We start from the raw sequence: 25184 nt of genomic DNA on the forward strand, positions 1-25184 counted from the left end.
CTATCTTCATACGATTAACCGAAAGCTTAAAGTGCATCCCAAAAAGTGTGACGCACTTTTTGGATCCAGATGCACGACAAACAAAGTACCATCGCGGAGTGCCGATTCATGAATCGTCTGGCCACCAGTTTTTGTTTGAGCCTTGTTGCCGCCAGCTTCGTTGCCGCCCAACCGGCTTCAGCGGGCCTGTTCGGCGGTGACAAAAAAAGCGACGCAGCCGTGACCTCGACGCCTTCGGCCATGACCACGGTGGCAGGGGCGTCCTCGGAGGATTTCCATAAGGCCAGCAAGGCCGAGATCGAGCAGACCCTGCGCGCTGATCCTCTGGCTCAGGCCGCCTTTTTCAGCAACCAGTTCGACCACGATCCCACCAATGTGCAGATCGGGCTTTATTTCTCCAATGCCCTGCGCGCGCTGAAACGCTATGATCAGGCCGCCGACATTGCCCATCGCGTTTTGCTGTTCGCACCCGATAATGTCGATCTGCTGCTGGCCGCCGCCCGCGCCCATATTGCCGGTAATGATGCTTTCCTGGCCATCGATCCGCTCCAGCACGCCATTGCGCTGAAGCCTAAGGACTGGCAGGCCTATTCGTTGCTCGGCGTCGCCTATCAGCAGGTCAAGCGCACCGACGATGCGCAAACCCAGTGGGCTACGGCCTTGCAGCTTTCGCCCAATAATCCCGCCGTACTGACCAATATCGCCATGGCCAAGGTGGTGAACGGCGATTTCAAGGGGGCCGAGCCTTTGTTGCGCACGGCAGCCGCCCAGAAGGACGCCACGATCCAGGTGCGTCAGAATCTGGCCCTCGTCCTCGGCCTGGAAGGCCAGATGGATCAGGCCGAGAGACTGCTGCGCGAAGACCTGCCACCGCAGCAGGCCGATGCCGATCTGGCCTGGCTGCATCAGGCCGTGGCGGCGCGGGGTCTGGCCTCTGCGGCACCACCCGCCGCCGCGCCCGCGCCCGCTGCCACCACGGATGCGCCGGGCCGCTCATGGGCCTCGGTTCAGGCCGCTGGCGGCTAGAGCAACGAGCGTTTAATTTGACTTACAAATTGAATGCGAGATGCGGAAAAACGTAAAATGTAGAGCGGGTTGCATGCCTTTGACCGATTCAATCAGAATGCAAACCGCTCTAAACCCGATCACATTGCTGAAACGGACAGATTTTCGACTCCGCGCGCGGAGGCGAACCTGCTAGGCTGTGGCCCAAAGCACGGCGACACATGGCCGCGCCACTTTATCCCCAAAAACCACCTACCATATATAGACATTAAGCTGGCATTAACCACCATCTGTGGTGATATGGCAGAACCTTCAGGCGTTCAGTTCGATTCGGGAAACCCCCATGACCAGTTCCATTCTTCTTGCCGATTCCCATGCCGGTTTATTGAAGGCGTCGCACGCCTATAAGCCCTTCCGCTATCCGTGGGCGTTTGAGTACTGGCGCAAGCAGCAGCAGGTGCACTGGATTCCCGAAGAGGTGCCGCTGGGCGAGGACTGCAAGGACTGGGCGGCCAAGCTCAATGACGGCGAACGCAATCTGCTGACGCAGATTTTCCGCTTCTTCACCCAGTCCGACATCGAGGTGCAGGACAATTATCTCGAACGCTATGGCCGCGTGTTCAAGCCGACCGAAATCAAGATGATGCTGGCCTCCTTCGCCAATATGGAAACCATCCATATTGCGGCCTATGCGCTTCTGCTTGAGACCATCGGTATGCCTGAGGCGGAATTCGGCGCCTTCATGGAATATGAGGCGATGCGCGACAAGCATGACTTTATGCAGCAGTTCGGCGTCGATACCGAGGCTGATGTCTGCCGGACGCTCGCCATGTTCGGCGGCTTTACCGAAGGCCTGCAACTGTTCGCCTCGTTCGCCATGCTGATGAACTTCCCGCGCTTCAACAAGATGAAGGGCATGGGCCAGATCGTCTCGTGGTCGGTGCGCGATGAGAGCCTGCACTGTGAAGGCGTCATCAAGCTGTATCACGCCTTCAACCGCGAAACCAAGGCGGTCACCAAGAGCGTGGCCGATGACATTATCGACTGCTGCAAGACGGTGGTGTCGATGGAGGACAAGTTCATCGATCTGGCCTTTGAGATGGGGCCGGTGCAGGGCATGACGCCGGAAGACATCAAGGCCTATATCCGCTACATCGCCGACTGGCGCTTAAAGCAGCTCGAACTGCCGCAGGTGTTCGATGCGCCGAAGGAAAACCCGCTGCCGTGGCTTCAGGTCATGCTGTCGGGCGTTGAGCACGCCAACTTCTTCGAGGCGCGCGCCACCGAATATTCCAAGGCGGCCACCAAGGGGCAATGGACGGGCGGCGACGGCGTGTGGGGCGCTTTCGACCAGTTGATGAAAAAGCGCGCCGAGGCCACCAAGGCGGGCGCGCTCTGAAATCGCAAAAAGCCTCCGGCGACGGAGGCTTTTTTTATGACCTAATGCAGTCTGTGGCGCGCGTCGGGCAGGTCGAGCGAAAAAGCCGGTATCTCGACCATGCGCTGTGCGCCCTTCGCGTCTTCAAAGACATAGTGGCCGCACATCATGCCGCTGTCGGTGGTGAGAGGGCAGCCCGATGTGTAGGTGAAGCTTTCGCCCGGTTGCAGCACCGGGGTTTCGCCGACCACGCCGGGGCCATCGACGTGTTCGACATGGCCGCGGCCATCGGTGATCGTCCAGTGGCGCGTCTTCAGTTGCGCCGTGTCGGAGCCGAGATTTTCCATGGTGATATGATAGGCCCAGACGTACCGATCCGTATGGCCGTGCTGTTCGGGCGGCACATATTCGACCTCGACGGCGATTTGAATATCATGGCTGATGGTCTGGTAGGGCATGGTTTACACTTGCTGCAACTTTAAAGCTCTCTTAAATGGTCTGCCCACGCCTGACAAAGAGATTCCGTCCCTATGCCACCAGAAAACCAGCCAGACCCCCTGCCCGCCGTGCTGGCCCCCGGCATTGACGGCATCCTGCCCATGCAAAGTCTGGCCGCCCTGATCGACAGCGGCGCCATCCGCAGCCAGACGCCGTTCGATGATAACCAGATTCAACCGGCCAGTCTTGATCTGCGGCTGGGCCGCCGCGCCTGGCGAGTACGCGCCTCGTTTTTGCCGCGCGGGCGGCGGGTGATGGACCGGCTGGCCGATGTGAAGATGCACGAAATGGATCTGACGCATGGCGCGGTGTTCGAATCGGGCTGCGTCTATATTGCCGAATTGCAGGAAAGCCTCGACCTGCCCAAGGGCATTTCGGCGCGCGCCAATCCCAAATCCTCGACCGGCCGCGTCGATGTTTTTGTGCGGCTGTTGTCCGATCACGGCGATCTGTTTGATGATGTGGCCGAAGGCTATTGCGGGCCAACCTTTGTCGAAATCGCGCCGCAGACCTTTTCGGTGCTGGCGCGCACGGGCACCCGGCTCAATCAGTTGCGCCTCAAGCGCGGCCGCCCGCCCAAGCTCTACTCAACCGATTGCGGCGTCGATCTGACCGGCGAACTGGTCGGGTTTCGCGCCCGCCGCCACGCCGGCATCATCGATCTTGACCATATTGCCGGTCACGATCCGCGTAAATTCTGGGAACCGCTCGGCTTCAGCGGCGGCGAACTGCTGCTCGATCCTGGCGAGTTCTATATTCTCGCCTCGAAAACCCATGTCGAGATTCCGGTGCGCGAAGCCGCCGAAATGCTGCCCATCGATCCGGGCGTCGGCGAGTTCCGCGTGCATTATGCCGGTTTCTTCGATCCGGGCTTCGGCACGGCGGAGGCGCAAGGCTCAGGCTCGCGCGGCGTGCTGGAAGTGCGTTGTCACGAAACCCCCTTCCTGCTCGAAGACGGGCAAACCGTGGCGCGGCTGGTCTATGAGCCGCTGACCGACAAGCCGACGAAGCTGTATGGGCAACTGGGATCGAACTACCAGAAGCAGGGGCTGAAACTGAGCAAACATTTTCAGCCGTGGTGAGGCTGTTCGCGTTCCCCTTCTGATCGAACGCGATTGCGGTTGCGCGCAAACTGTGTTTCCTTTCCGGCGACCGGTGGCAAACCGGCGCAAACACAAGAAACAGGTAAAGAGGACACACTTTCATGGCAAATGACGCCACACCTGCGCCCATCACCCTGGGCAATCCCGCCGTGGTGGGCCTGGCCGGTTTCGGCATGACCACACTGGCTCTGCAACTGCATAATCTGGGGCTGATCGGCATAGCGCCGGTGCTTTGGCTGGGTTTTATTTTCGGCGGGCTGGCGCAGTTCATCGCCGGTTTCATGGAGCAGAAGACCGGCAATAATTTCGGCTTTTGCGCCTTTGTCGGCTATGGTTCGTTCTGGATATGGCTGTGCGCCTATATCATCGGCAATGCGACCGGCATCGAGATTTTCAAGCTGGCCGACAGTGATCTGGGCTATATCCTGATGGGCTGGGCCATCTTCACCGGCGGCCTGTGGATCGCTTCGTGGCATATTTCCAAGGCGATGTGGCTGACCTTCCTCACCCTGACCATCGGCTTTGTCGGCCTCGCCTTCGTCAACTGGGGCCATCCCGAATGGCTCAAGCCCGCCGCCTATACGCTGATCCTGTGCGCCGCCACGGCCTGGTACATGATGTTCTCGATCATCTTCAAGAGCGTGTTCGGACGCGACGTACTGCCGATGGGCAAGCCGATTTTCTGATATATTACGCTTTGCGAACTATTCGGGAACCGAAGGCGACGGGGCGGCGGTTGGGGTGGCTTTGGCCACCTCGCCGTCGCCCTTTTTCAATGTGCTGAAGATCAGGGTCGAGATCAGGGTGAAGCTGCCCAGTAACCAGAAGGCCTTGTGCAGGCCGCCGATCATTTCAAGGCGGTTATCGGTATCGGCGGGCAGGAAGAACAGGGTGACCAGCCCGGCCACGGCCACACCGAACGACACCGATAATTGCTGCAAGGTGCTGGCGATGGTGGAGGCGCCGCTCGTCTGTTTGCGCGGCACATCGGCATAGCTCAGCGTGTTCATACTGGTGTACTGGATCGAGGTGGCCACGCCATAGATAAGGGCCAGAACCACGATCAGCCATATCGGCGTCTTCGCCGTGATAAAGCCGAACAAAACCAGCAGAGCGCCGACGATCAGTGTATTGACGCGCAGGATCGTCGCATAGCCGAAGCGATCGAGCAGGCGCGAAATAACCAGCTTGCTCGACATTGAGCCTATGGCCTGAGGCATAATCAAAAGGCCCGACTGCACCGGCGTCATGCCCAGCCCCAACTGGTACAGCAGCGGCAACAGGAACGGCACACCGCCGACGCCCAGCCGCGTGATGAAACTGCCGCTGACCGAGGTGGCGAAGGTGCGGATGCGAAACAGACCCAGCAGCAGCAGCGGAAAGGTCGTCTTCGCCGCGTGCAAGCCGTAGCCGAACAGCAGAAGCCCCGCTATGCCGAGCAGCCCCAGTATGCCGCCCACGCCGAGGCGGTGCTCGCCGAACACTTCCAGCACATAGGACAAAAGCGCGATACCCGAACTGAACAGGATCAGGCCGAGGAAATCGAGCGGTCGCGGCTTCGGATCGCGGAAATTGGGCAGTTTCATCGCCACCAGCGCCATGCCGACCAGACCGACCGGAATATTGACGAAGAAGATGACGCGCCAGTGCAGGTAATCGACGATCAGCCCGCCCAGCAGCGGCCCCACCATCGGCGCCACCAGCATCGGAATGGCCACGAAGCTCATGGCGCGGACAAGATCGCGGTGGTCGAAGGTGCGCACCAGAATCAGCCGCCCCACCGGCACCATCATGGCTCCGCCCATGCCCTGAAGGACGCGAAACGCCACCAGCCAATGGATATTGGTGGCCAGTCCGCACAGGAAAGAACCCAGGGTAAACAGGCCGATGGCCGAGGCGAAGACGCGGCGCGTGCCGAAGCGGTCGGCCATCCAGCCGGAAATCGGAATGAAGACGGCCAGGGCCAGGGTGTAGCTCGACAGAACAGACTTCATGCTCAATGCTGTCACATCCAGAGCGGCGGCGATGACCGGCACGCCGGTATTGAGAATGGTGGTGTCGAGCGACTCCATGAAAAAGGCCACGGCCACCAGCCAGGGCAGCAGCGGCTTGATGGCGTCCAGATTGGGGGCGGCGGATGCGGTGGCCACGCGGCAATCTCCTTATCTTCGGTTTCGCGCCACTATGAACATGCTTTTTTCGCAGGCAAGTCAAAGGATTATAAATATCGCTGTTTCTCCAGCTTCGTCACTAGAACGCACGCGTCAAAAACGCCCGTCCATGATGGTGTGAGCCTGCATCGCCTGCTTTTCCCTTCTCCCCATGACAATGGGGAGAAGGTGGCCTGAACGTAGTGAGGGCCGGATGAGGGGCTTGGCAGCCCATATGAACAGGTGGCGAAGATTGCCGCTCACCCGGTCGCCTTCGCTACGCTTGGCTCCCCCCCTCTCCCCGCTTCGCAGGGAGAGGGGGGGGAAGGCCATTCCAGGTCAAGTCATCTCGCTTTTAAAGCAGCGACATCTGCGGATCGCCGCCGCGAAACTGGCTGTAATCCAGTCTTGTACGCGGCACATCAAGGCCGAAGCGCCGCACGGCCAGATCGAAGCGCCTGCGCATCAGATCGGCGTGCTGGCCTGTGCCGGTCATGCGCTTGCCGAAAGTGGCGTCGTAAAGCTCACCACCGCGCGTCTGGCGGATACGGTTCAGCACCTTGTCGGCGCTGCCCGGCACATGCTGGTGCAGCCATTCCTCGAACAGGGTCTTGATCTCGTGCGGCAGGCGGATCAGCGTCATGCCGGCGCGGCGCGCCCCGGCTTCGGCGGCGGCTTTGAGGATCGCTTCCAGTTCGTGATCGGTCAGGCCGGGAATCATCGGCGCCGCCAGCACCCCCACTGGAATGCCCGCCTGCGAAAGAGCGCGAATGGTGTCGATACGGCGCTGCGGCGTGGCGGCGCGCGGCTCCATGACACGCGCCAGATCGCGGTCGAGCGTGGTGACGGACAGGCTGGCCGAGAACAGGCCCTGCGCCGCCATCGGGGCCAGAATATCGAGATCACGCTGGATCAGGGCCGATTTGGTGACGATATGGACGGGATGGCGAAACTCGGCCAGCACTTCGAGAATGCGCCGCGTCAACAACTCGGTGCGTTCAGTCGGCTGATAGGCGTCAGTATTGATGCCGAGCATCATCGGGCCGGGCCTATAATTGTGCGCGCTCAGTTCCTTACGCAGCAGGTCGGGCGCATCGGGCTTGCGGAAGATGCGCGTCTCGAAATCAATGCCGGGCGACAGGTCGAGATAGGCGTGGCTGGGGCGGGCAAAACAATAGATGCAGCCGTGTTCGCAGCCCTTATAGGGGTTGATCGAGCGGTCGAAGCCGATGTCGGGAGATGTGTTGCGCGTGATGATGCGCCGCGCCGTATCGACGCCCAGCACGGTGGCGCGCCTCGCCTTCGCCCAGTCTTCGCGCTCGTGATCGCTCCAGCCATCATCAAGCGCGTAGCGGTCAGCATTGCCGAAGCGGTGGCTGGGCCGGTTCGATACCGAGCCGCGGCCTTTACGCGCCAGATCGGGCAGGGCGTCGTCTTCGGTGCGCGGTGCAAATGGGAGGCGGTGAATGGACATGAATCCATTCTAGCTCCCGTTAAGAACAAATCAAGAACAATATCAGGCCGCCGATTGATCCGCAGTCCTGGGGCGTTTCGGCGGCATGACATCCGCATCGAAAACCGGCTGGCCGGGCGCGGCGGGATCGAGTGAAAACCGGGCTTTCAGCGGGCTTTTATGGCCCCGATAGCCGCCCATTTGCTTGACGAGGCGCGCGAAAATGACCTTCAGCGGCTCCAACCATTTAGGTGAGCGATCCATTGACGGATTGAGCCCGAACCAGCGCCGCAAAACCCCGTTGGCATAGAGGACATTGGCCCGCCACAGGGCGCGCGGCGTCATGAATTCAATCGACAGCGACACATTGACGACGCCGTGATTGACGATGCGATGCGGCGCATTTTGCTGCCAGGTCATCATCTCGCCGGGCTTCAGATCGTGGATCAGGGCATGGGCGTCGAAGGCCGGGTCATAGGGCAGTTGCTCATCGCTTTCGCGCAAGGCCACGCCTTCCATATGACGGTCAGAGACGCATTGAACGTGCGGCGGATAGAGGTAGAGGCGCTTGACGCCGCGCACCTGCCACAGCATGACCAGCGGTATATCGAGATGGTAAAAGACGTGGGCATTGGGCGAGGAAATCAAGAGGCCGAGATCCTGTTTCAGCGTGGCGACGCCCGCCTTCGCCCTGATCTCGGCAAACATGGTGTCGCACAGGGCGGCAATCCCGGCATCGGCGTGATTGACCTTGCGCAGATTGAGCCACAGACGCCCCGTCTTGACGCCTTCCATCAGGGTGCGGCCATCCATCTCGCCACGCCGGCCCAGATACCATTCGCCCCAGTTGGCCGGGTCATAACCCATGCTGAACACCTCCAGCCGGTCGCGCGGATAGCGGTCGATCAGGGCGATCAGGGCCTCGTCCGTGAACAGGTCGCTCTTATCGAGATCGTGACGGAACAGCAGGTTCTTGCGTGAGAATTTTGCCGTATTTTCAGGCGTCCAGTGCAGGAGGTCATTCATATCTAACGTCCTTTCGGCTTGGGCTTCAAAAGGGCTGTACCGTAAAAGCCGATCTTGAAAGGGGGAAACCACAAAACCTTGCCGCCGCCGCGCGCCGCCTTGTCGAGACGCCGCGCAGCCCCTTTTTGACCGGTGAGGGCCAGCAGGCCGCCCCAGGCGCCAAACAGCAGGGCTTGCGCCAAGCCTTGCGCCATCCAGGCGGCGCAGGTGACAGGCTTGCCCGTCTTGGCGGCGGTGTAACTCGGCCCCTGACCATAGGCGAAGGCGCGCAACAGCGTATAGGAAAGACGGGCGCGGGCGTCCGGCACATCCTCGAAAACGGGGGCGTCATGCGCCCAGGCGATGACCGCGCCGCTCGTCATCAGGCCGTGGAAAAGCTGGTCGTCCTCGCCGCCCATATTATTATGCGCCACCGAAAAAGGCGCGTGGTCCTTCGGCAGGGCAGAACAGCGGATCAGGCTGTTGCCGCAGCCATAATAATGGCTCAGAAGCTGCGACTCCTGCGGGCCGAAGCGCGAGAAAAAGCGTTCTATATAGCCGTCATGCGCCGTGTCGGCCTTGGGAAGGCGCGCCGTCACCGGGCCGAAGACGACATCGGCGTTGAAATCAGATTGCGCGGCCATCAGCCGGGCCAGCCAGTCAGGCGGGGCCTCTTCGTCATCGTCAAGAAAGGCGATGAAATCGGCTGTGCAGGCGGCCACCGCCCTATTGCGCGCATTGGCGACGCCGGTGGCCGGTTCGTGCAGATAGATGACATCGAAATCCACGCTGGCGGCAAAGGCCGTCACCTGCGCGCGGGCCGAGGCTTCCGGGCTGTTGTCGCACACAATGACATCGAAACCGGTCAGGGTCTGGTGCGTCAGGCAAAGCAGCGCCGTGGCCAGCCCTTCGGAGCGGCGGAAGGTGGGGATGATGACGCTGATCGTGGTCATAGACGAGAGGTTCCGGCTTTCTATTGTCCAGTCGGCGTGGCTATCCGGCATCGGCACCTCCGCGACGCCTTCCGGCCTGAGCGAAGGCCTGAGCCACTCCGCCGATCCGGCCCGACATATCCAGTTCGAGGCAGGCGATCTGATCGAAACGGCGATTGACACGGCCATAGGTTTCGGCCACGCGCTGACCCATCAGACGGGCCGTGCGCTGCGCCGTCAGGGCCATGTTTTCATAGAGGCGCGCGCCCGATGAATTGCCATAGAGACGGACATGGCGCACTTCGAACTGCGTGTTGCAAAAGGCGCTTTTGTAATGGGTCTGGCCGGTGGAGAGGTCGTAATAGCGCAGACCCGCCGCCTTCAGCGACATCTGGCAGTCATTGAGGAAGACCTGGCCGGGCGAATAGGCGGCATAGGCCGGATCAAAGGTCGAAACCCACGGATGGCCACGCGCACCAAGGCGCGGGCCATAATGATACAATACCGGCTTGCCACCGGCGGTCAGCGTGATCAGACAGCCATGCAGGCCGTTTTCAGGGGCTTCGAACAGTTGATCGAGCAGGCGGGCCGCCCACGGCGCGCCTAAGAAATCATGCAGGCCGTTTTCGCGGATCTGGGCGCGTTTGATGGCCAGCATGGCGGCGAAATGCTCGCGGTTGCGGTCACCGACGATAATGCCGATCTCGCCGTGATCCTCTTCCAGACGGCGGCGCAGGCGATTGACATTCTTATTCTGTTTTTTGGTCAGATTATTCAGCGTGCCGTCATGCGACAGATCAATGCCATAGGCGGTGTCGATCTCACCCTCATCACCTCCGACGACACCGTGCGGATCGATCAGACCGATGGCCTGAAAACGGCTGAGGCCCGCCAGACGCAAGGCGCTGCGCATATCGAGCGGCGGATCGGCAAAGCTGATCAGGGCGCTGTAATCGGCAAAGGGCGCACCGACAGGCCGACCGAAACCGTGCGGACGGCGGTGGTGCGGCAAAAAGCCGATGGTCTGGCCCTTTTGGCGATAAACGGCGACCTGCACATCATCGCGCACACCGGCTACGGCCTGGACGAAATCGGGCGTCAGTAGCGGTGAGGCAAGGGCCGGTTCGGCGGCCAGCATGGCGCGCCAGATGTCCGCATCACGCGCGGACACATCTTGCGCCTTCACAATGTCACAGGTCAGCATGATAGCCTTTTCGAAACACACGTGCCCCCGCAACCGGCCACCATGCAAGCATCGGGCCGATATTTTACACGCATCTGGATCCGAAAAGTGCGTCACACTTTTCGGGATGCGCTCTAAACACCTTAGCGGACAAGGATGAAGATCGGGTATGGCCACATGCTTAACGGGCGGGTAAGGATCGATAAATATGTCAACTAAGCCAGACATTATGACAAGCTCACTGGACATTATGCACTTTACATACCTAATTTTTAACCACGGTTTTCATTAACCAACCATAAAAACGAAAAATTCATCACAATTCTTGCGGGAGCGTTTGTTTTGATGTATCTGTACATCATGGAACAGAATCGCACCCAGACTGGTATGATAAAATCGGCTGACTTGCTGGCAGGATTTAACGCGCTTGTGCGCGAACGTGATGAATACATCGCTCGCGCCCATGAGATAAATGACCGTTTGGAAAAGATCGCGGTCATGTTGGGCATTAGCACAACCGCTACACCTTCCCACCATGTGAAGCGTAATGACAATCCTCCTATTCAAGAGGATGTACAGTCAATGAGCATGGGGGAGTATGCGCGCTTTATCCTTTCTCGCACTACCAGCGGCCTGTCTCGAAAGGCGCTGCGAACCGAAATGGAAAAAAACCCCAAGTTTAGGGAGCGCATCGAAAATCAGGTGAACGTGTATTATAATACAATCGGTCGTTACGTAAAATCGGATCGCATCATTGATTTGGACGGGACGCTATATCACCCTAACCATGCGCCTGCACATGGGCCGCATAGTGGTCACGAAAAGGACGATGAGGAAAAAGACATTTATGATTTATAAAAGCCCCGCCTTTCAGCGGGGCCTTTATGGGGCGTGGCTTGGTGCTGATCCTCGGCTACCCACCTGCGGTTCAGGGGGTTCGATTCCCCTCACGTCCACACCCACTTCAATTTCGCCATAGGGCCTAATCCTTGGCCGGTCACGGCCCTATGACAACCACTCAAACCACCCAAGGGTAGAAGGAGTATCCCATGTGGCAAGCCACCAGAAGATAAGCTCTAGGAGCTTTCATTGTTAGCTCGCCTTAGAGGCTGTCATGCGTTAGCATGACGGCCTCTAATGGTTTGGAGCATACGGCAATGACCGAAAATGTCAAGGAAACAGCGCCATCCGAGCAAGAAATTGCTGAGAGAAGGGATGATATTGTGCGCCTGATGATACATACGCCTCCAAAGGCTAGGCCGAAGAATCCAAATAGCGGAAAATTAGGACGCCCAATTGCATCCTAATCTCCCCACCGCTTTCGCTTAATCCACCGTGTTTTACGACGATTGCCTTTAGGCTTGGGCGGTTTGTTCAGCGTCAGGTCTGCGATACATCAGGCGACGGCCTACGGCACCCTTGATCGCACGGTTTGTGCGGTCTTCATCATTGCAGCCGGTTGCCTCGCGGTTTGTGTAGCGAAAATCAAATTCGGCAAGATAACGCGGAAGGTGTTGCGCGCCACAATGCTGATAGATGCCGCGCATACCCCGCTTGAAGATGCCAAAGAAGCCTTCTATCTGGTTCGTCGTAATCGTGCGGTCTTCCTTGTTTACATACTCTTTTTGAGCATGATTGACCGATTTATGGCTGGCGAAGTCCTTGACTGGGGTCTTGTAGTGATTGGCTTCATCAGTGATCAGGTTGGCATTAGGGCTTACGTGAGCGGTCAAGATCGCCGCGATTGATGCAAAGTTGGTGGAAGTATCGCTAGGCTTATGAAAAACCGCATCAAGGTTTTGCGCGCCGAACGCAACTGGTCACAGGCCGATCTGGCTGACCAGCTCAAGGTGTCGCGCCAAACCACCAATGCCATCGAAACCGGCAAATATGATCCGTCCCTGCCGCTGGCCTTCAGTATTGCCGCGCTATTTGGGATGCGAATTGAAGACATCTTTATCTCGGAATAGTCCGTGCCTGTTTGAGGGGAAATACCATGTTCAAAGCCATCCGGGCGAGCCTGATGGCCCTTGTCGCGCTGACGGCGTTTCAGATGGCGCCGCTGATGGCCTGCGCGCAAACGGCACCCGAAGCCGCACCTGCGTCCACCGTGGCGCATCCCTTGATGTGGGTGATCCGCGACGCCGATTCGACTATTTATCTGTTTGGCTCGATCCACGTCATGAAGCCGGGAACGGTGTGGCTCAGTGACGCTGTCCGCCAGCGTTTTGACAGCGCCGATCAGGCGTGGTTCGAAGTGGCCGATCTCGACGATACCGCCGCCATCATGCGGGAATCACAAAAATATCTCGTCAATCCGGCGAACAATATGACGCAGGGTCTGACGCCTGAAGAGATCCGTAAGCTCGATAAGCTGCTGGCCCCTTATGGCATGAGTTCGGCGCGCATGATGGGGTTAAGGAAGTGGGCGGTCGGCCTTTATCTCGATATGCAGCAGGTGCAGGCCGCCGGTTACAATCCGCAGACGGGCGTCGATCTGACCCTGCTGAAACGGGCGCGGTCTTCCGGCAAAGCGATACATGGCTTTGAGACGGTCAATGAGGAAATGCAGAAGGTGGCACCGGCCAGTGAGGCCGAGGACATGGCCGCCCTGCGTGAAACCCTCCGTGATTCCTCTGACGCCAGGGCGGATGTGGCGGCCCTGTTCAGGGCCTGGGCGCAGGGCGATGAAAAGCGCCTGACCTATTACATGGTCGATAAGATGAAGGCCGCAGAACCCGGCATGTACCAGCGCGTCATCGTGGAGCGCGACGCCGCCTGGGAGCCGCAGATTGAAACCATTCTCAAAGGAAAAGGCACGGCTTTTATCACGGTGGGGGTGGGCCATCTGGTCGGGCCGGACAGCCTGATCGCCATGCTGAAGGCGCACGGAATTAGCGCAACGCAGCTACGCTAAATCGTATCTTGTTACCGCATTGTGCCAACATGCAACACATCGTCTGGCCCCGGACTTGCACGGCAGGATTGTACGTCGTGTTCACGTAAGAGGGGACTCCCATGCCTTATACCCGTTTTTCCGAAACCGCATCCGCCATGCGGCAGAGGCCCGCGCCGTTTGTGCCGGACGTGAGCGATGTTCGCCGCGACCTGATCGCACGCCAGCGCAAGTCCGCTCAACTGCGCCGTCTTATCCAGTTTGGGACGCTGACTCTGGTGGTGGCCGTCGCGCTGGCCGGACTGGTCTGGCGTCTGAGGGTTGGGTTCTGAAGTCCGCCCGGTTCAGGATTTTATTGACATCCGGCACGATTTTATACACAAGGCGCGCCTAGGCCCCCCATAGCTTAGGCGTTCTTTTTGCCCGCATCCCGGATGCGGGGTTTTTTCGTTTCAGGGTATAAGGCCATGACTCAGTCTGACGATCATCTGTTCGGTGTTTACGCGCGCGCCCCCATTGCGGTGGAACGTGGCGAAGGCGTCCGCTTGTATGACCGATCGGGCCGGGCTTATCTCGATTTCGTGCAGGGCATCGCCACCAATGGTCTGGGCCATGCCGCGCCGGTTCTGGTCGAGGCGCTGACGAAGCAAGCGCAGAAACTGTGGCATGTGTCCAATATCTACCGCATTCCCGGTCAGGATGAACTGGCGGGCAGGCTGTGCGACGCCTCGTTCGCCGACCGCGTATTCTTCACCAATTCCGGCACGGAAGCGGTGGAATGCGCGCTGAAGCTGGCGCGTAAGTATCATGCCTCAAAGGGCGCGCCGGAACGCATCGACATCATCGGCCTGACCGGCGCCTTTCATGGCCGCACCTATGCCGCCGTCACCGCCGCCGGCAATCAGGCCTATCTCGAAGGTTTCGGCCCCGCCCTGCCCGGCTATGTCACCCTGCCCTTCGGCGATATGGAGGCGCTGCGCGAAGCCGCCGCCAGTCCCACCGCCGCCGCCATTCTGGTCGAGCCCGTGCAGGGCGAAGGCGGCCTGCGCGACCTGTCGCCGGAACAGCTCCAGATGATGCGCGACCTGTGCGACGCGCACGGGCTTTTGCTGATCTTCGACGAAATCCAGTGCGGCATGGGCCGCACCGGCAAGCTGTGGGCATATGAATATTCCGCTGTGACGCCCGATGTGATGTGCATCGCCAAGGCGCTGGGCGGCGGCTTCCCCATCGGGGCTTGCCTCGCCACCGACGATGCGGCGTCGGGCATGGTGGTCGGCACGCACGGCTCGACCTTCGGCGGCAATCCGCTGGCTATGGCGGTCGGGCTGGCGGCTTTCGGCGAAATCTCGAAGCCGGAACTGCTCGCGAATGTCAACCGCGTCGCCGCCTATCTGCGCCAGCAGATGGAGGGGCTGAAGGCCGCCTTCCCCGATATGATCGTTGAAGTGCGCGGCAAGGGGCTTCTGACCGGCATGAAGCTGAAGCCGAACAACCGCGACATCATGGCGCTGGCGCGTGATAACGGCCTGCTGATCGCCGGTGGTTCCGATAATTGCGTGCGCCTTTTGCCGCCGCTCAATGTCAGCGAAGACGAGGCGCGCGAAGCGATCGGCCTGCTCGAAAAAACCTTTCTGGCGGCGCGCGAAAAGGCCCGCGAAAACGCAGCCGGGGAGAGCGTATCCTCATGAGGCATTTTCTCGATATTGCCGATCTGACTCCGCAGGAACTGCGCGCCATTGTCGATGACGCCCACGCCCGTAAGGCCGCCCGCCAGGGCTGGCCGAAAGGCCGCGTCGATGCCGATGCGCCGGGAAAAGATCGCGTCCTGGCCATGATTTTCCAGAAGAATTCGACGCGCACGCGCTTTTCTTTCGATGCTGCCATCCGCCAGCTCGGCGGTGACGCCCTGATCTCCACCGCCTCTGACATGCAGATCGGGCGCGGCGAAACGATCGAGGATACGGCGCGCGTTTTGTCGCGCATGGTCGATGCCATCATGATCCGCGCCAATGACCATGATGATGTGCTGCGTCTGGCGGCACAGGCGACCATTCCGGTGGTCAACGGCCTGACCAACCGCTCGCATCCGTGTCAGATTCTGGCCGACATCCAGACCATCGAAGAGCATCGCGGCAATATTACCGGCAAGAAACTGGCCTGGATCAGCGACGGCAATAATATGTGCACCAGCTTCATCCATGCCGCAGCGCGCTTCGGCTTTGAGCTGGCCATTGCCTGTCCCGACGCCTATCGCCCTGCCACCGAAGCGATGGTATTCGCCTCGGAATCGCGGGCGAAGGTGACGGTGACGCGCGATCCGGCCTCAGCCGCACGCGACGCCGATGTGGTGATGGCCGATACCTGGGTGTCGATGGGCGATCTCGACCACGATGAACGTCTGGCCGCTTTTCAGGATTATCAGGTCAATGAGGCCCTGATGAAGCTGGCCAAACCCGACGCCCTCTTCCTGCACTGCCTGCCCGCCCATCGTGGCGAAGAGGTCACCGACGCGGTGATCGACGGGCCGCAATCGGTGATCTGGGACGAGGCCGAAAACCGGATACATGCGCAGAAAGCCATCCTGGCCTGGTGCTTTGGCTAAATCGCGGTCTTTGGTCGGAGCAGCTTGTTAATAGCGCAGGGGCGGGTCGGTTTTCAGGCCCAGCATGGTCAGCAGGTGGACGAGCAACAAAAGCACCACCGTGAAAACCACCATCATCAGAAAGCGCCAAGGCACCATGCGCGGGCCTTTGAGCGGATTATGCGGGCGCGCGCCCATATAGCCGAAAAAAGCCGTCAGCAGGGCTGCCGCCGTTAAAAGAATCACCGTAAGGATCAGTTGAGCCTGCATCAGCGTCCTATGTCCCGGAACGCAAAAAGCCGCAAGCCGGATATGCGCACAGCCGCTGTTTTCGCGGCGTGAGTCCGTATGTTTCACGGATGAATGACGACGCTCACATTTCCACAGAAGATTAAGATTTGACCATATATAGTGGTTAACGAGGTGTTTACACCCAAGATAATGCGGTCTAGGCTCGCCCAAACGTTGGTAGGGGAATCGCATGAGCGCGGGCACACCTTGGAGTGTAAAGGGCATTGATGCCAAGGCGCGTGAAGTCGCAAAGGACTTGGCACGCCGCTCGGGCATGACGCTCGGCGAATGGCTGAACCAGATGATTCTCGAAGGCCGTGATGTCGGTGCCCTGATCGACAGCGCGCGCGGCCGTCGCGTGCCCGAAACCGGATACGGGGCCGACTATGACGAGGATGACGAGATCGAGCCTTACGCGCCGCCGCGCCGTCAGGCGTCTTCTGGCCGCCCCGCCCCCTATTCGACGGGTGCCAAACCCTATGCTGCCCCCTATGCCGCGAAAACCTCGCCCCTGACCTCCAGGGATTTGCGCCGTCGCTCGATCTTCGATGATCAGTCCGAACGCGCTCATTCTGGCCGCGCTCATTCTGGTAACGATGATTCCGGCGGCGATCTGGGCCGCGTGGCGCGCGTGCTTGAAACGCTTGGCGAACGGCTGGAAAATTCTGAATCGCGTTCGGCCGGCGCGGTGCGCAGCGTGTCGTCGGCGGTCGAAGCCCTGCTGGGACGCCTGGAACGCAGCGAAGCCGCCCATGCTGAGACGCGCGACGAACTGCACGAGCGGATCGAGGAGCAGTCGCAGGCGGCGTTTGAGCGCCTGAGCCGCGCCGAGGCCGATACGGGCCTGTTCGCCGAGCGCCTGCAACAGGCCGAGCGCCTGATCGATGCCCAGGCCGAACGGCTGGAAGGCCTGTCCGGCCATGTGCGCGAAGAGCGCGAGCGCGTGGCGCGGCTGGAAACACAGGCCAAAAATGCACCCGTGGCCGAAACCGTTCAGGCGGTGGAAAATGCCCTCGGCAAGCTGGCCAACCAGCTTTATGAGGGTGAGGCGCGGGCCCGCGATACGCTGAGCGGCGTACGTGAGGATATGGTCGGCCTGTCACATCGCCTCGGCCAGATGGAAATGCGCGATCCCGAAGCCGCCGCGCAAGGTCTGATCGATAAGGTGGTGGCGCAACTGGCCCAGCGTCTTGAGGCCGCCGAAGCCCAGACATCGGGCGCCATTCGCAATCTCGAACAGGCCTTCCAGTTACTTGAGGGCCGCCTCAATCGCGCCGAGGAGCGCGGCGATGTCACCGATCCGGAGGCCGTGCGCTCCCTGACCGGTCTGGCCGCCGACCTGTCGCGCCGCGTCACCGAATCGCGTCAGGAATGGCGTCAAGCGATTGAAATCGGCCGCCAGCAGACGCTGGAAGAGGCTTTGAGCGCCGTCGATGCCCGTATCGGCACCTCGGAAAAACGTTCCGCTGCCGCTATCGAGACGATGGGGCAGGACGTGCTGCGCATCGCCGACCACCTCAATCGCCGCATGGGCAGCGTCGAGAAGGCCAGTCAGGACGGCTTGTCGCGCTTTGGCCGCGAAATGCAGCACATGGCCGAAACGCTCGATAGCCGTTTTGCCCGCACCGATCAGTCGCAGGCGCAGGCCTTAGAGCGTCTCGGCGGTGAAATCGCCCGTATTTCCGAACGGCTCAATGCCAAGCTCAGCGAAAGCGAGCGCCGCACCACCGAAGTGCTGGGCAGCGTGGGCGAGCAGGTGGCGCAGCAGCGCGATCATATGCGCGAAGACCTGGCCGAACGCATCCGCCAGAGCGAGGCGCGCACAGCCAAGCTGCTGGAAGACACGCGCGCCCGCATCGATGAAAAACTGGCCCGTGTCCAGACCGAAAACCTGCTGTCGGAAGCGGCCACGCGCCAGACGCCGTCTTCGGGCGATGATGACGGCTTGCCCAGCCCGTTTGGCGGCCATGCCTTCGCCGCGCCCGCCTCTTTCACCGCCAAGCGGCCTTTCACCCAGGCCGAAGCTGAACCCGCCATTGAAACATCTGCGCCGGTTAAGGCCACGATGCCCGAAGCTCAATCTTTGGCGGCAGAAGAGGATAGTATCGACCTGACCGGCCACCTGCTCGACAGGGTGACCGATTTCAAGCCGGAATTCGATCCGTTCGAGGAAGAGGATCTCGAAGCCGATCTGGTCGCGCCTCAGCCCGCATCCCCCGCTGTGTCCCAGCCAATCGCTACGCCTGCGCCACAATCTTTGATACCAGACGAGGATGACGACAGCGATCCCTTTGCCGACATCGATACGTCGCACAAGACCGCGCCGCAAAATACGCGCCAGGATGCCAGACACGAGCCTGTCTTTGCCGAATATATGCAGGCCGAGGCCGATCTGTCGCTGCCCGATGCGGACGCCGATGCGGATGGCCGCGAAAACGGCGAGGCCCCGGTGTCGATGACGACGCGCGATGCACTGGCCGCCGCCCGTGCGGCGGTGCGCGCCAGCATCGAAGGCCATGATGAACGCAATCTGCTCGGCAGCCTGAAATCGGGCATGTCGCGCCGTCAGGCCGCGCCCGCCGCCAAGGACAAGAAGGGCGAAAAGGGCGGCAACACCCTGATGAACGCGCTGAAGGCCTCGTCTCTGGCCGGTGCTCTGGTCGTGGCGGGCACCACCGGTTATCTGGCTGTCAAGAACACCTCGCCCGACAAGCCGAAGGCCGGCGCTTCTCTGGCCGCCGCCGCCGTCGATGTCACCAGTGACGCTGCCGCCGATGCGCAAAACCAGCAAAATCTCAAAACGCGCTACGACGTAGCCTTGCAGGCGCTCGACGCGCGCGCGCCCGGCGCGGTGGAGACGCTGAAAGCGGTGGCCAATCAGGGTTATGCCCCGGCGCAATATCATCTGTCGCTCATCTATAATGGTCAGGGCCATCTCGTGCCCGCCGACAAGACCGAGGCGCGGCTGTGGACGCAGCGCGCCGCCGAGGGCGGCATTGCTGCCGCCATGTATAATCTCGGCTCGATGTATTATCAGGGCGAAGGCGGTTCGCAGGACCATTCGCTGGCGGCCATGTGGTTCCGCAAGGCGGCGGAACGCGGCGTCAAGGACAGCCAGTATAATCTCGGCGTGCTGTATGAGCGCGGCGATGGTGTACCGCTCAACCCCAGCGAAGCCTATAAGTGGCTGCGTATCGCCGGTAACAGCGGTGACAAGGTTTCGGCTCAGGAGGCCGATGATCTGGCTTCGCAACTGACCGCCGAACAACGCCAGCGCGCCGAAGACGCCGTGACGCGCTTCACCCCGGTCAGCGATGGCCAGCCGCCCATGCCCGCCTCGGAAAGCTGAGTTATCACAGAATGTGATTTGAGCGCGCGGTCTGGTGCGCTAAGGTTTTTTCGTGAGTGATCCGTCTTCCCTTTCATCCGCGGCTTCCGGCTGGCGACGCCTTGTGCCTGCTGAGGCGCTGGGCTGGTCGCCTGTGCATAGCCATGTCGGTGACAGTCGCACAGGCCGCGACCTGACAGCCAATGAGCTGCGCGAATTGTGGGGACGCCAGTCCCTGATCGTCGCCAATGCCGCCCTGATCCGCACCCGCCTGTTCGGCAACCGCCCGCACCGCGAGGCACAGGCCTTTGACGTGCTGGAGCTGTTCGCCTTTGTGCGTCCGGCGCAGTTTTGCGCTCCGTCCGCCGCCGGGCTGGCCCTGGCCTGCGGTTTCGCGGAACCGGAAACGCCTGAAGCTCAGGCGCGCGCCCTGTTTGAGGTGATCGACAGCCTCGTCGCGCATCTGAAGGCCGCGCCTCTGGCGTTTCGGCTGGTGGCGCAATCGGGCGTGCGCCTGCTCGAAAAGCAGGGCTGGGCGTGGGCGCCTCTGCTGCTCGATGCACTGGCCACCACCACCATGCCCGCCGATTACGTGGCCCCGCCGGCGCTCGATGTCTGGAGCCTGCTGGAAGAATGGGAAGACCAGCCGCCGGAAGGGGCAGCGCGCGCCGTGGCCTTGGGCGAAGACGAGGTCACCACCGCGCTCAACCGCGACCTGCAAAGGGCGGGCCTGACCGAGCGCCGCCCCGAACAGCTCGCATTTGCCTTGCGGGCGCGTGATATTTTCACGCCGAAATGGATGACCGACCAGCCCAATCTGCTGCTGGCCGAGGCGGGCACCGGCACGGGCAAGACGCTCGGCTATCTGGCCCCGGCCCATTTGTGGGCGCAGAAGGCGCAAGGTCAGGTGTGGGTTTCGACCTATACCAAGGCGCTGCAAAAACAGATCTATCACGATACGCGCGCCCTGTTCGATACGGCGGAGGAACGCGCCCGTTCGGTGGTGGTGCGCAAGGGCCGCGAAAACTATCTGTGTTTGCTCAATTTTCAGGAACGACTGGCCAGCGCCCACAGCGCGCCGGAAATCATCATGGCCGTGCTGATGGCGCGCTGGGTGCTCTATACGCGCGACGGCGATATTCTGAGCGGCGACTTCCCGACCTGGCTGCCCTCGCTCCTGCCGCCGACCACGCCCGCCCATGTGTTTCAAACCCTCGCCCCGCAAAGTCTGGTCGATCGGCGCGGTGAATGCACCTATGCCGCCTGCCCGCATTACCGCGTCTGCTTTATCGAAAAATCGGTGCGCAAGGCCAAGTCGGCCACCCTGGTGGTGGCCAATCATGCGCTGGTGATGGCGCAGGCCGCCTATGAGCTGCGCGACCGCGCCAGAGACGCGCTCAAGGCCGACAAAGGCACGCCCGATGGCGAAGCGGCGGACGATATGCCCGCCACCGCCTTGTCGCGGCTGATTTTCGACGAAGGCCACCATGTGTTTGAGGCTGCCGACTCGGCCTTCGCCACGCGACTGTCCGGGCTGGAAGCCTTTGAGCTGCGCCGCTGGATCAGGGGCAATGAAGGCCGTTCGCGGCGCGGACGCGGGCTGGAGGCGCGGCTTGGCGACCTGATCGCCCAGGACGATACGGCCAAGAACGCCATGCGCGAGCTGATCCGCGCCGCCGCTGTTTTACCCGCCGACGGCTTTTCGCAGCGGCTGGGCGTGCGTACGCAAAATGGCGGCGGGCTCGATCCGGTAGGCCCGATCGAGACCTTGCTGATGGAGGCCCTGACCCAGATCGAAATCCGCAAAGGCGAGGGCACTGTGCGCGCCCGTTTTTCACCCGACAACGATCAGGGCGGCGAATGCGAAGCCCATCCCTGCCTGGATGGCGTGGCGCTGGCGGCCAAGATCGCGGCGCGCGCTCTTTCCGGCATCGAAGCGCCGCTGCTGGCTCTGGTGCGGGCGCTCGAAGACCGTTTGACCAACGCTCAGGACGAGCTGGAGCCTGCCGACCGCATCCGTATCGAAGGCGCCTTGCGCGGTCTGGAGCGGCGGGCGCGGCTTTTGTTACCGGCGTGGCGCGGCCTGTTGCAGGGGCTGGCCGAGGAGGCCGAACCGGCCAGTTCGCCGGAGGATACGCCGCAGGCAGCCCTGACCATCGACTGGTTTTCGACCGAACTGCTGCGCGGTCGCATCGTCGATGTGGCGCTCAATCGTCACTATGTCGATCCGTCTTTGCCGCTGGCTGAGTTTGTGCTCAAGCCCGCCCACGGCGTGCTGATGGCCTCGGCCACGTTGAGTGACGGCTATACGAAAGATATGGGCGAAAGCAACGACGCCGACGCCTTTTCACTGGCCCGCCAGCGCTCAGGCGCCAATCATCTCGTTATGGGCGCCAAGACGGTGCGCATCGCCTCGCCGTTCGATTATGCGGCGCAGGCGCGTCTGTTCGTGATCACCGATGTGTCACGCGAAGACGCCCGTTCGGTCGGGGCCGCCATGCTGGCCCTGTTTAAGGCGGCGCGCGGCGGCAGCCTTGGCCTGTTCACCGCCATTCGCCGCCTGCGCGCCGTGCATGATCAGATCGCGCGGCCTTTGAGCGAAGCCGGATTATCGCTTTACGCCCAGCATGTCGATCCGCTCGATGTCTCCGATCTGGTCAGTGTGTTTCGCGCCGAACATCATTCGTGCCTGCTTGGTACGGATGCGGTGCGCGATGGTATCGATGTGCCGGGCAGCGCGCTGCGCCTGATCGCGTTTGACCGGGTGCCGTGGCCGCGACCCGATTGTCTGCACCGGGCGCGGCGGCAGCATTTCGGCAATCGCGTCTATGACGATGCCCTGACGCGCGCCCGTCTGGCTCAGGCTTTCGGTCGGTTGATCCGCAAGGCTGATGATCGCGGCGTCTTCGTGATGCTCGATTCCGCCGCCCCCACCCGGCTGTTTTCCGGCCTGCCCGAAGGGGTGGTGTTGCAGCGCTGCACCCTGGCCGAGGCCCTGCCCTCCATCGCGCGCTTTCTTTATCCCGATGAAATGGTTAAGAACGATGTGTAATACCAACTTGCTCAGACTAAAACCTACAGCGGTGCAAGTTGGTATTCGCATTTTTGCAGCTCAAACGCCGCATGGCTCGTCGCATACGCGACGGCGGGCAGTCGCCCTTGCCAAGTTGCAATGAGTTCATTGCAACTTGGAAGAAGGAGCGTGGTTTGTCCGAAACCAAAAAGAAGCATCATCGCATCGGCATTTTCGCGCCCTTTATTCTGGTCGTTCTGCTGTTTTCCGGCTGGAGTGCCTACTGGTTTTCGACCGCCCACAGGCTGGAGGCCGAGTTCGCAAAGCAGCGTGACGGCCTGATCCATGCCGGCTACAAGGTCAGTTACGCGCCGTTTCGCATTCGCGGCTTTCCGTACCGCATGGCCGCCGATTTCAAAAATTTGCAGGTGATTGCGCCATCCGGTCGTGGCTTTGCCGCCCCGTCGCTGGAGGCGCAGGCCGATGCCTGGGCGCTCGACAAATGGGTGATGGTGGCGTCTTCGGGCCTGACGATCTATCGCGGTCATCCCGGCGGCGTCGATCTCGGCAGCCTTACGGTCAGCGGTTCGGTTTTGCGCGCCAGCGTGTCGCATATCGGCCAGCCGATCTATCATGTGGCCCTGCAAGGCCTGGGGCTGAAGCTGGTGCCGTCCGATCCCGGCCATCCCTTCGCCTTTGCGACCGCCGATAATTTTGAGGCCTATCTGCGTCCCGATGCCACGATCAGCGATGCCGCCGACATGCTGGTGCGCGTCACCGGCGCCAAAGGCGTGCCGCAAAGTCTGGTGGGTGGTTTGAGCGGCGATAAGCCGTTGAGCCTGCAACTCGAAGCCACGGTCGAGAAACTATCCGGCTTCAAGGGGCGCACCTTTGATGACAGCCTGAAGGCGTGGAGCGCTGCGGGCGGCCAGATCAGCGGCCTGAAATCACAGGTGCAGGCCGGGGATTTGAGCCTGTTCAGCCATGCCGATGGTCTGAGCCTGCAAGCCGATGGTCATGTCAGCGGCCATGTCGATATCGAAATGTCGGGCACCTTTAAACCGATGGAGGTGCTGGGGGCTTTGCGCATTATTTCGCCTGAGAATATGACTTTAGCCAAGCCTTTGCTCGATATGACGCTGGCGACGCAAAGCACGCAGAAGTTCGGCATAGATTTCCGCGATGGCGGGGCCTATATCGGCCTGCTCAGGGTTTCGGATGCACCGGTTTTTCCGTGATTTTTCACTGCAAATCCTGACTTGTTCGCAAGGCCCGCGCGGCCTAGTATCGTGAATTTGAAGTTCGCTTTATTTTGATACAGGACGCAGAGCGAACTTAAAATTCGAAAACGATACTAGATTCAATAGGTTTTTAGTGTCCTATTGAATCTGAAATTCGCCTGAGACCGATATAAAAAATCATGCGAATTTCAGATTCAGGACACTAGACTTACCCAAACGCCACAAAAAATGAGTATGCTTCCTTGACCAGTCTGGCCGATCTCCGCACCCAAATTGATGCGCTCGATGCCGAGCTTTTGCGACTGGTGGATGCACGGGCGGCGCTGGGCGCGGCGATTGGCGAGGCTAAGGCGCGTGAGGAAACGCCCGACAGCCAGACCTCGCAACTGCGCCCCGACCGCGAGGCCATGTTGATCCGCAAGCTGCTGGCCATGCCACGTCAGGCGGCCTCCGATGGGGTGGTGGTGCGGATATGGCGTGAGCTGATCTCGGAAAACCTGCGCCTGCAAGGGCTGATTGCGGTGGGCGATCAGGCGCATGGCGGCCTGCATCTCAACCTGTCCAGTCAGGAACCGGCGCGCGAAGCGCTGGTCTGGGCGCGCGAACGTTTCGGGTTTGCGCCCAGCTTCGGCTATGTCGAGACGGCGCAGGCGGCGATTACGGCGGCGCGCGATCCGCGTCACATTTCGGTGCTGTCGCTCGATCCGCGCGGCGGGGCCTGGTGGGCGCGTCTGCTGGCCGAACCGCGCGTGCGCATCATTGCCGCCCTGCCGGAACTGAGTCCCGGCCAGCCGCGCGGCGTGGCCCTGGCTGCTATTGCGCCCGAACCGACCGGCGACGACACGACGTTCTGGGTATCGGATTCGCCTGAACCTGACAGCCGGATCATTGAACGGCTGGCCGCCAACGGGCTGGCGGCGGATGGGCTGTGCAGCGCGCAGGGGCTGAAACTGTTTTCGATTCACGGCTTTGTGCAGGAAAATGATCCGCGCTTCCCGGCCTCCAGCCCCGGCAGCCTGTCGGGCGTGATCGGCGCGGCGGCGCGGATTTAGGCTGTGGCACGAAGAGAGACAGATTTGACCACGGACAACACGGATCGCCGCTGACGCGGCGTCACGGATTTC

21 protein-coding genes and 1 pseudogene are annotated in these 25184 nt (G+C 61.0%); 14 read left to right on the top strand and 8 right to left on the bottom strand.

What is annotated here, in order from left to right; genetic code table 11:
* Window positions 1–108 precede the first annotated feature (108 nt).
* Both QB905_RS08875 and QB905_RS08880 read left to right on the top strand, forming a co-directional pair.
* Window positions 109–1026, top strand: a complete 918-nt coding sequence (locus tag QB905_RS08875) for a tetratricopeptide repeat protein (RefSeq protein ID WP_282974492.1) — start codon at window positions 109–111, stop codon at window positions 1024–1026.
* Window positions 1027–1348: 322 nt separating this feature from the next.
* Window positions 1349–2404: a ribonucleotide-diphosphate reductase subunit beta gene (locus QB905_RS08880; protein WP_282974494.1), complete on the top strand. Its 1056-nt coding sequence runs from the start codon at window positions 1349–1351 to the stop codon at window positions 2402–2404.
* A gap of 41 nt (window positions 2405–2445) precedes the next feature.
* Here QB905_RS08880 and apaG read toward each other — a convergent pair whose 3' ends face one another.
* Entirely contained in the window at window positions 2446–2841 is a 396-nt protein-coding gene (gene apaG / locus QB905_RS08885; RefSeq protein ID WP_282974496.1) for a Co2+/Mg2+ efflux protein ApaG, read from the bottom strand.
* A 72-nt stretch (window positions 2842–2913) separates the two neighbouring features.
* Here apaG and QB905_RS08890 point away from each other — a divergent pair, with 72 nt between their 5' ends.
* On the top strand, window positions 2914–3963 hold the full coding sequence (locus tag QB905_RS08890) for a 2'-deoxycytidine 5'-triphosphate deaminase (protein ID WP_282974498.1): 1050 nt from the start codon (window positions 2914–2916) through the stop codon (window positions 3961–3963).
* A gap of 122 nt (window positions 3964–4085) precedes the next feature.
* The gene (locus tag QB905_RS08895; protein ID WP_282974499.1) at window positions 4086–4670 is read left to right on the top strand and encodes an acetate uptake transporter; all 585 of its coding nucleotides are present in this window, start codon (window positions 4086–4088) and stop codon (window positions 4668–4670) included.
* 18 nt (window positions 4671–4688) lie between these two features.
* Here QB905_RS08895 and QB905_RS08900 read toward each other — a convergent pair whose 3' ends face one another.
* The 5 genes from QB905_RS08900 to QB905_RS08920 form a co-directional block, all read right to left on the bottom strand.
* A complete protein-coding gene (locus tag QB905_RS08900; RefSeq protein ID WP_282974501.1) occupies window positions 4689–6134 on the bottom strand; it encodes a DHA2 family efflux MFS transporter permease subunit in 1446 nt (481 codons plus the stop codon).
* 355 nt (window positions 6135–6489) lie between these two features.
* Window positions 6490–7608, bottom strand: coding sequence for a PA0069 family radical SAM protein (locus QB905_RS08905; RefSeq protein ID WP_282974503.1), 1119 nt, complete (start codon window positions 7606–7608; stop codon window positions 6490–6492).
* Between the two features lie 42 nt (window positions 7609–7650).
* Window positions 7651–8613 carry a hypothetical protein gene (locus QB905_RS08910; protein ID WP_282974504.1) on the bottom strand — a complete coding sequence of 321 codons (963 nt, stop codon included), beginning with the start codon at window positions 8611–8613 and terminating at the stop codon, window positions 7651–7653.
* Window positions 8614–8615: 2 nt separating this feature from the next.
* Window positions 8616–9545 carry a glycosyltransferase family 2 protein gene (locus tag QB905_RS08915; RefSeq protein ID WP_282974505.1) on the bottom strand — a complete coding sequence of 310 codons (930 nt, stop codon included), beginning with the start codon at window positions 9543–9545 and terminating at the stop codon, window positions 8616–8618.
* 40 nt (window positions 9546–9585) lie between these two features.
* Window positions 9586–10728, bottom strand: coding sequence for a GNAT family N-acetyltransferase (locus tag QB905_RS08920; RefSeq protein WP_282974507.1), 1143 nt, complete (start codon window positions 10726–10728; stop codon window positions 9586–9588).
* 324 nt (window positions 10729–11052) lie between these two features.
* Here QB905_RS08920 and QB905_RS08925 point away from each other — a divergent pair, with 324 nt between their 5' ends.
* Window positions 11053–11565, top strand: a complete 513-nt coding sequence (locus QB905_RS08925; protein ID WP_282974509.1) for a hypothetical protein — start codon at window positions 11053–11055, stop codon at window positions 11563–11565.
* Window positions 11566–12062: 497 nt separating this feature from the next.
* On the opposite strand, the pseudogene QB905_RS08930 reads toward QB905_RS08925, so the two are convergent.
* Window positions 12063–12458 (bottom strand): annotated as a pseudogene (locus QB905_RS08930) (IS1595 family transposase); the annotation flags it as partial.
* A gap of 27 nt (window positions 12459–12485) precedes the next feature.
* Here QB905_RS08930 and QB905_RS08935 point away from each other — a divergent pair.
* The 5 genes from QB905_RS08935 to argF all read left to right on the top strand — a co-directional run bounded on the left by QB905_RS08935 (window position 12486) and on the right by argF (window position 16208).
* Entirely contained in the window at window positions 12486–12677 is a 192-nt protein-coding gene (locus QB905_RS08935; RefSeq protein WP_282974511.1) for a helix-turn-helix transcriptional regulator, read from the top strand.
* Window positions 12678–12703: 26 nt separating this feature from the next.
* Window positions 12704–13624, top strand: coding sequence for a TraB/GumN family protein (locus QB905_RS08940; protein ID WP_282974513.1), 921 nt, complete (start codon window positions 12704–12706; stop codon window positions 13622–13624).
* Window positions 13625–13725: 101 nt separating this feature from the next.
* Entirely contained in the window at window positions 13726–13935 is a 210-nt protein-coding gene (locus QB905_RS08945) for a hypothetical protein (protein ID WP_282974514.1), read from the top strand.
* A 135-nt stretch (window positions 13936–14070) separates the two neighbouring features.
* Window positions 14071–15294: an aspartate aminotransferase family protein gene (locus tag QB905_RS08950; RefSeq protein ID WP_282974516.1), complete on the top strand. Its 1224-nt coding sequence runs from the start codon at window positions 14071–14073 to the stop codon at window positions 15292–15294.
* Window positions 15291–16208 (top strand): ornithine carbamoyltransferase, encoded by a 918-nt coding sequence (gene argF / locus QB905_RS08955; RefSeq protein ID WP_282974517.1) that lies wholly within the window; start codon window positions 15291–15293, stop codon window positions 16206–16208. The genes QB905_RS08950 and argF overlap by 4 nt, the downstream gene beginning before the upstream one ends.
* A 27-nt stretch (window positions 16209–16235) precedes the next feature.
* Here argF and QB905_RS08960 read toward each other — a convergent pair whose 3' ends face one another.
* Window positions 16236–16457, bottom strand: coding sequence for a hypothetical protein (locus tag QB905_RS08960; protein WP_282974519.1), 222 nt, complete (start codon window positions 16455–16457; stop codon window positions 16236–16238).
* A 211-nt stretch (window positions 16458–16668) separates the two neighbouring features.
* Between QB905_RS08960 and QB905_RS08965 the strand changes: the two genes are divergently transcribed.
* The 4 genes from QB905_RS08965 (at window position 16669) to QB905_RS08980 (ending at window position 25112) form a co-directional block, all read left to right on the top strand.
* Window positions 16669–19827, top strand: coding sequence for an SEL1-like repeat protein (locus tag QB905_RS08965; RefSeq protein WP_461781779.1), 3159 nt, complete (start codon window positions 16669–16671; stop codon window positions 19825–19827).
* A gap of 52 nt (window positions 19828–19879) precedes the next feature.
* Window positions 19880–22858, top strand: a complete 2979-nt coding sequence (locus QB905_RS08970) for an ATP-dependent DNA helicase (protein ID WP_282974523.1) — start codon at window positions 19880–19882, stop codon at window positions 22856–22858.
* A gap of 155 nt (window positions 22859–23013) precedes the next feature.
* The gene (locus tag QB905_RS08975) at window positions 23014–24057 is read left to right on the top strand and encodes a DUF2125 domain-containing protein (protein WP_282974525.1); all 1044 of its coding nucleotides are present in this window, start codon (window positions 23014–23016) and stop codon (window positions 24055–24057) included.
* A 245-nt stretch (window positions 24058–24302) separates the two neighbouring features.
* On the top strand, window positions 24303–25112 hold the full coding sequence (locus QB905_RS08980) for a chorismate mutase (RefSeq protein WP_282974527.1): 810 nt from the start codon (window positions 24303–24305) through the stop codon (window positions 25110–25112).
* Window positions 25113–25184: the final 72 nt, after the last annotated feature.

The sequence above is a fragment of the Asticcacaulis sp. EMRT-3 genome (assembly GCF_030027245.1).
Taxonomy (GTDB): domain Bacteria; phylum Pseudomonadota; class Alphaproteobacteria; order Caulobacterales; family Caulobacteraceae; genus Asticcacaulis.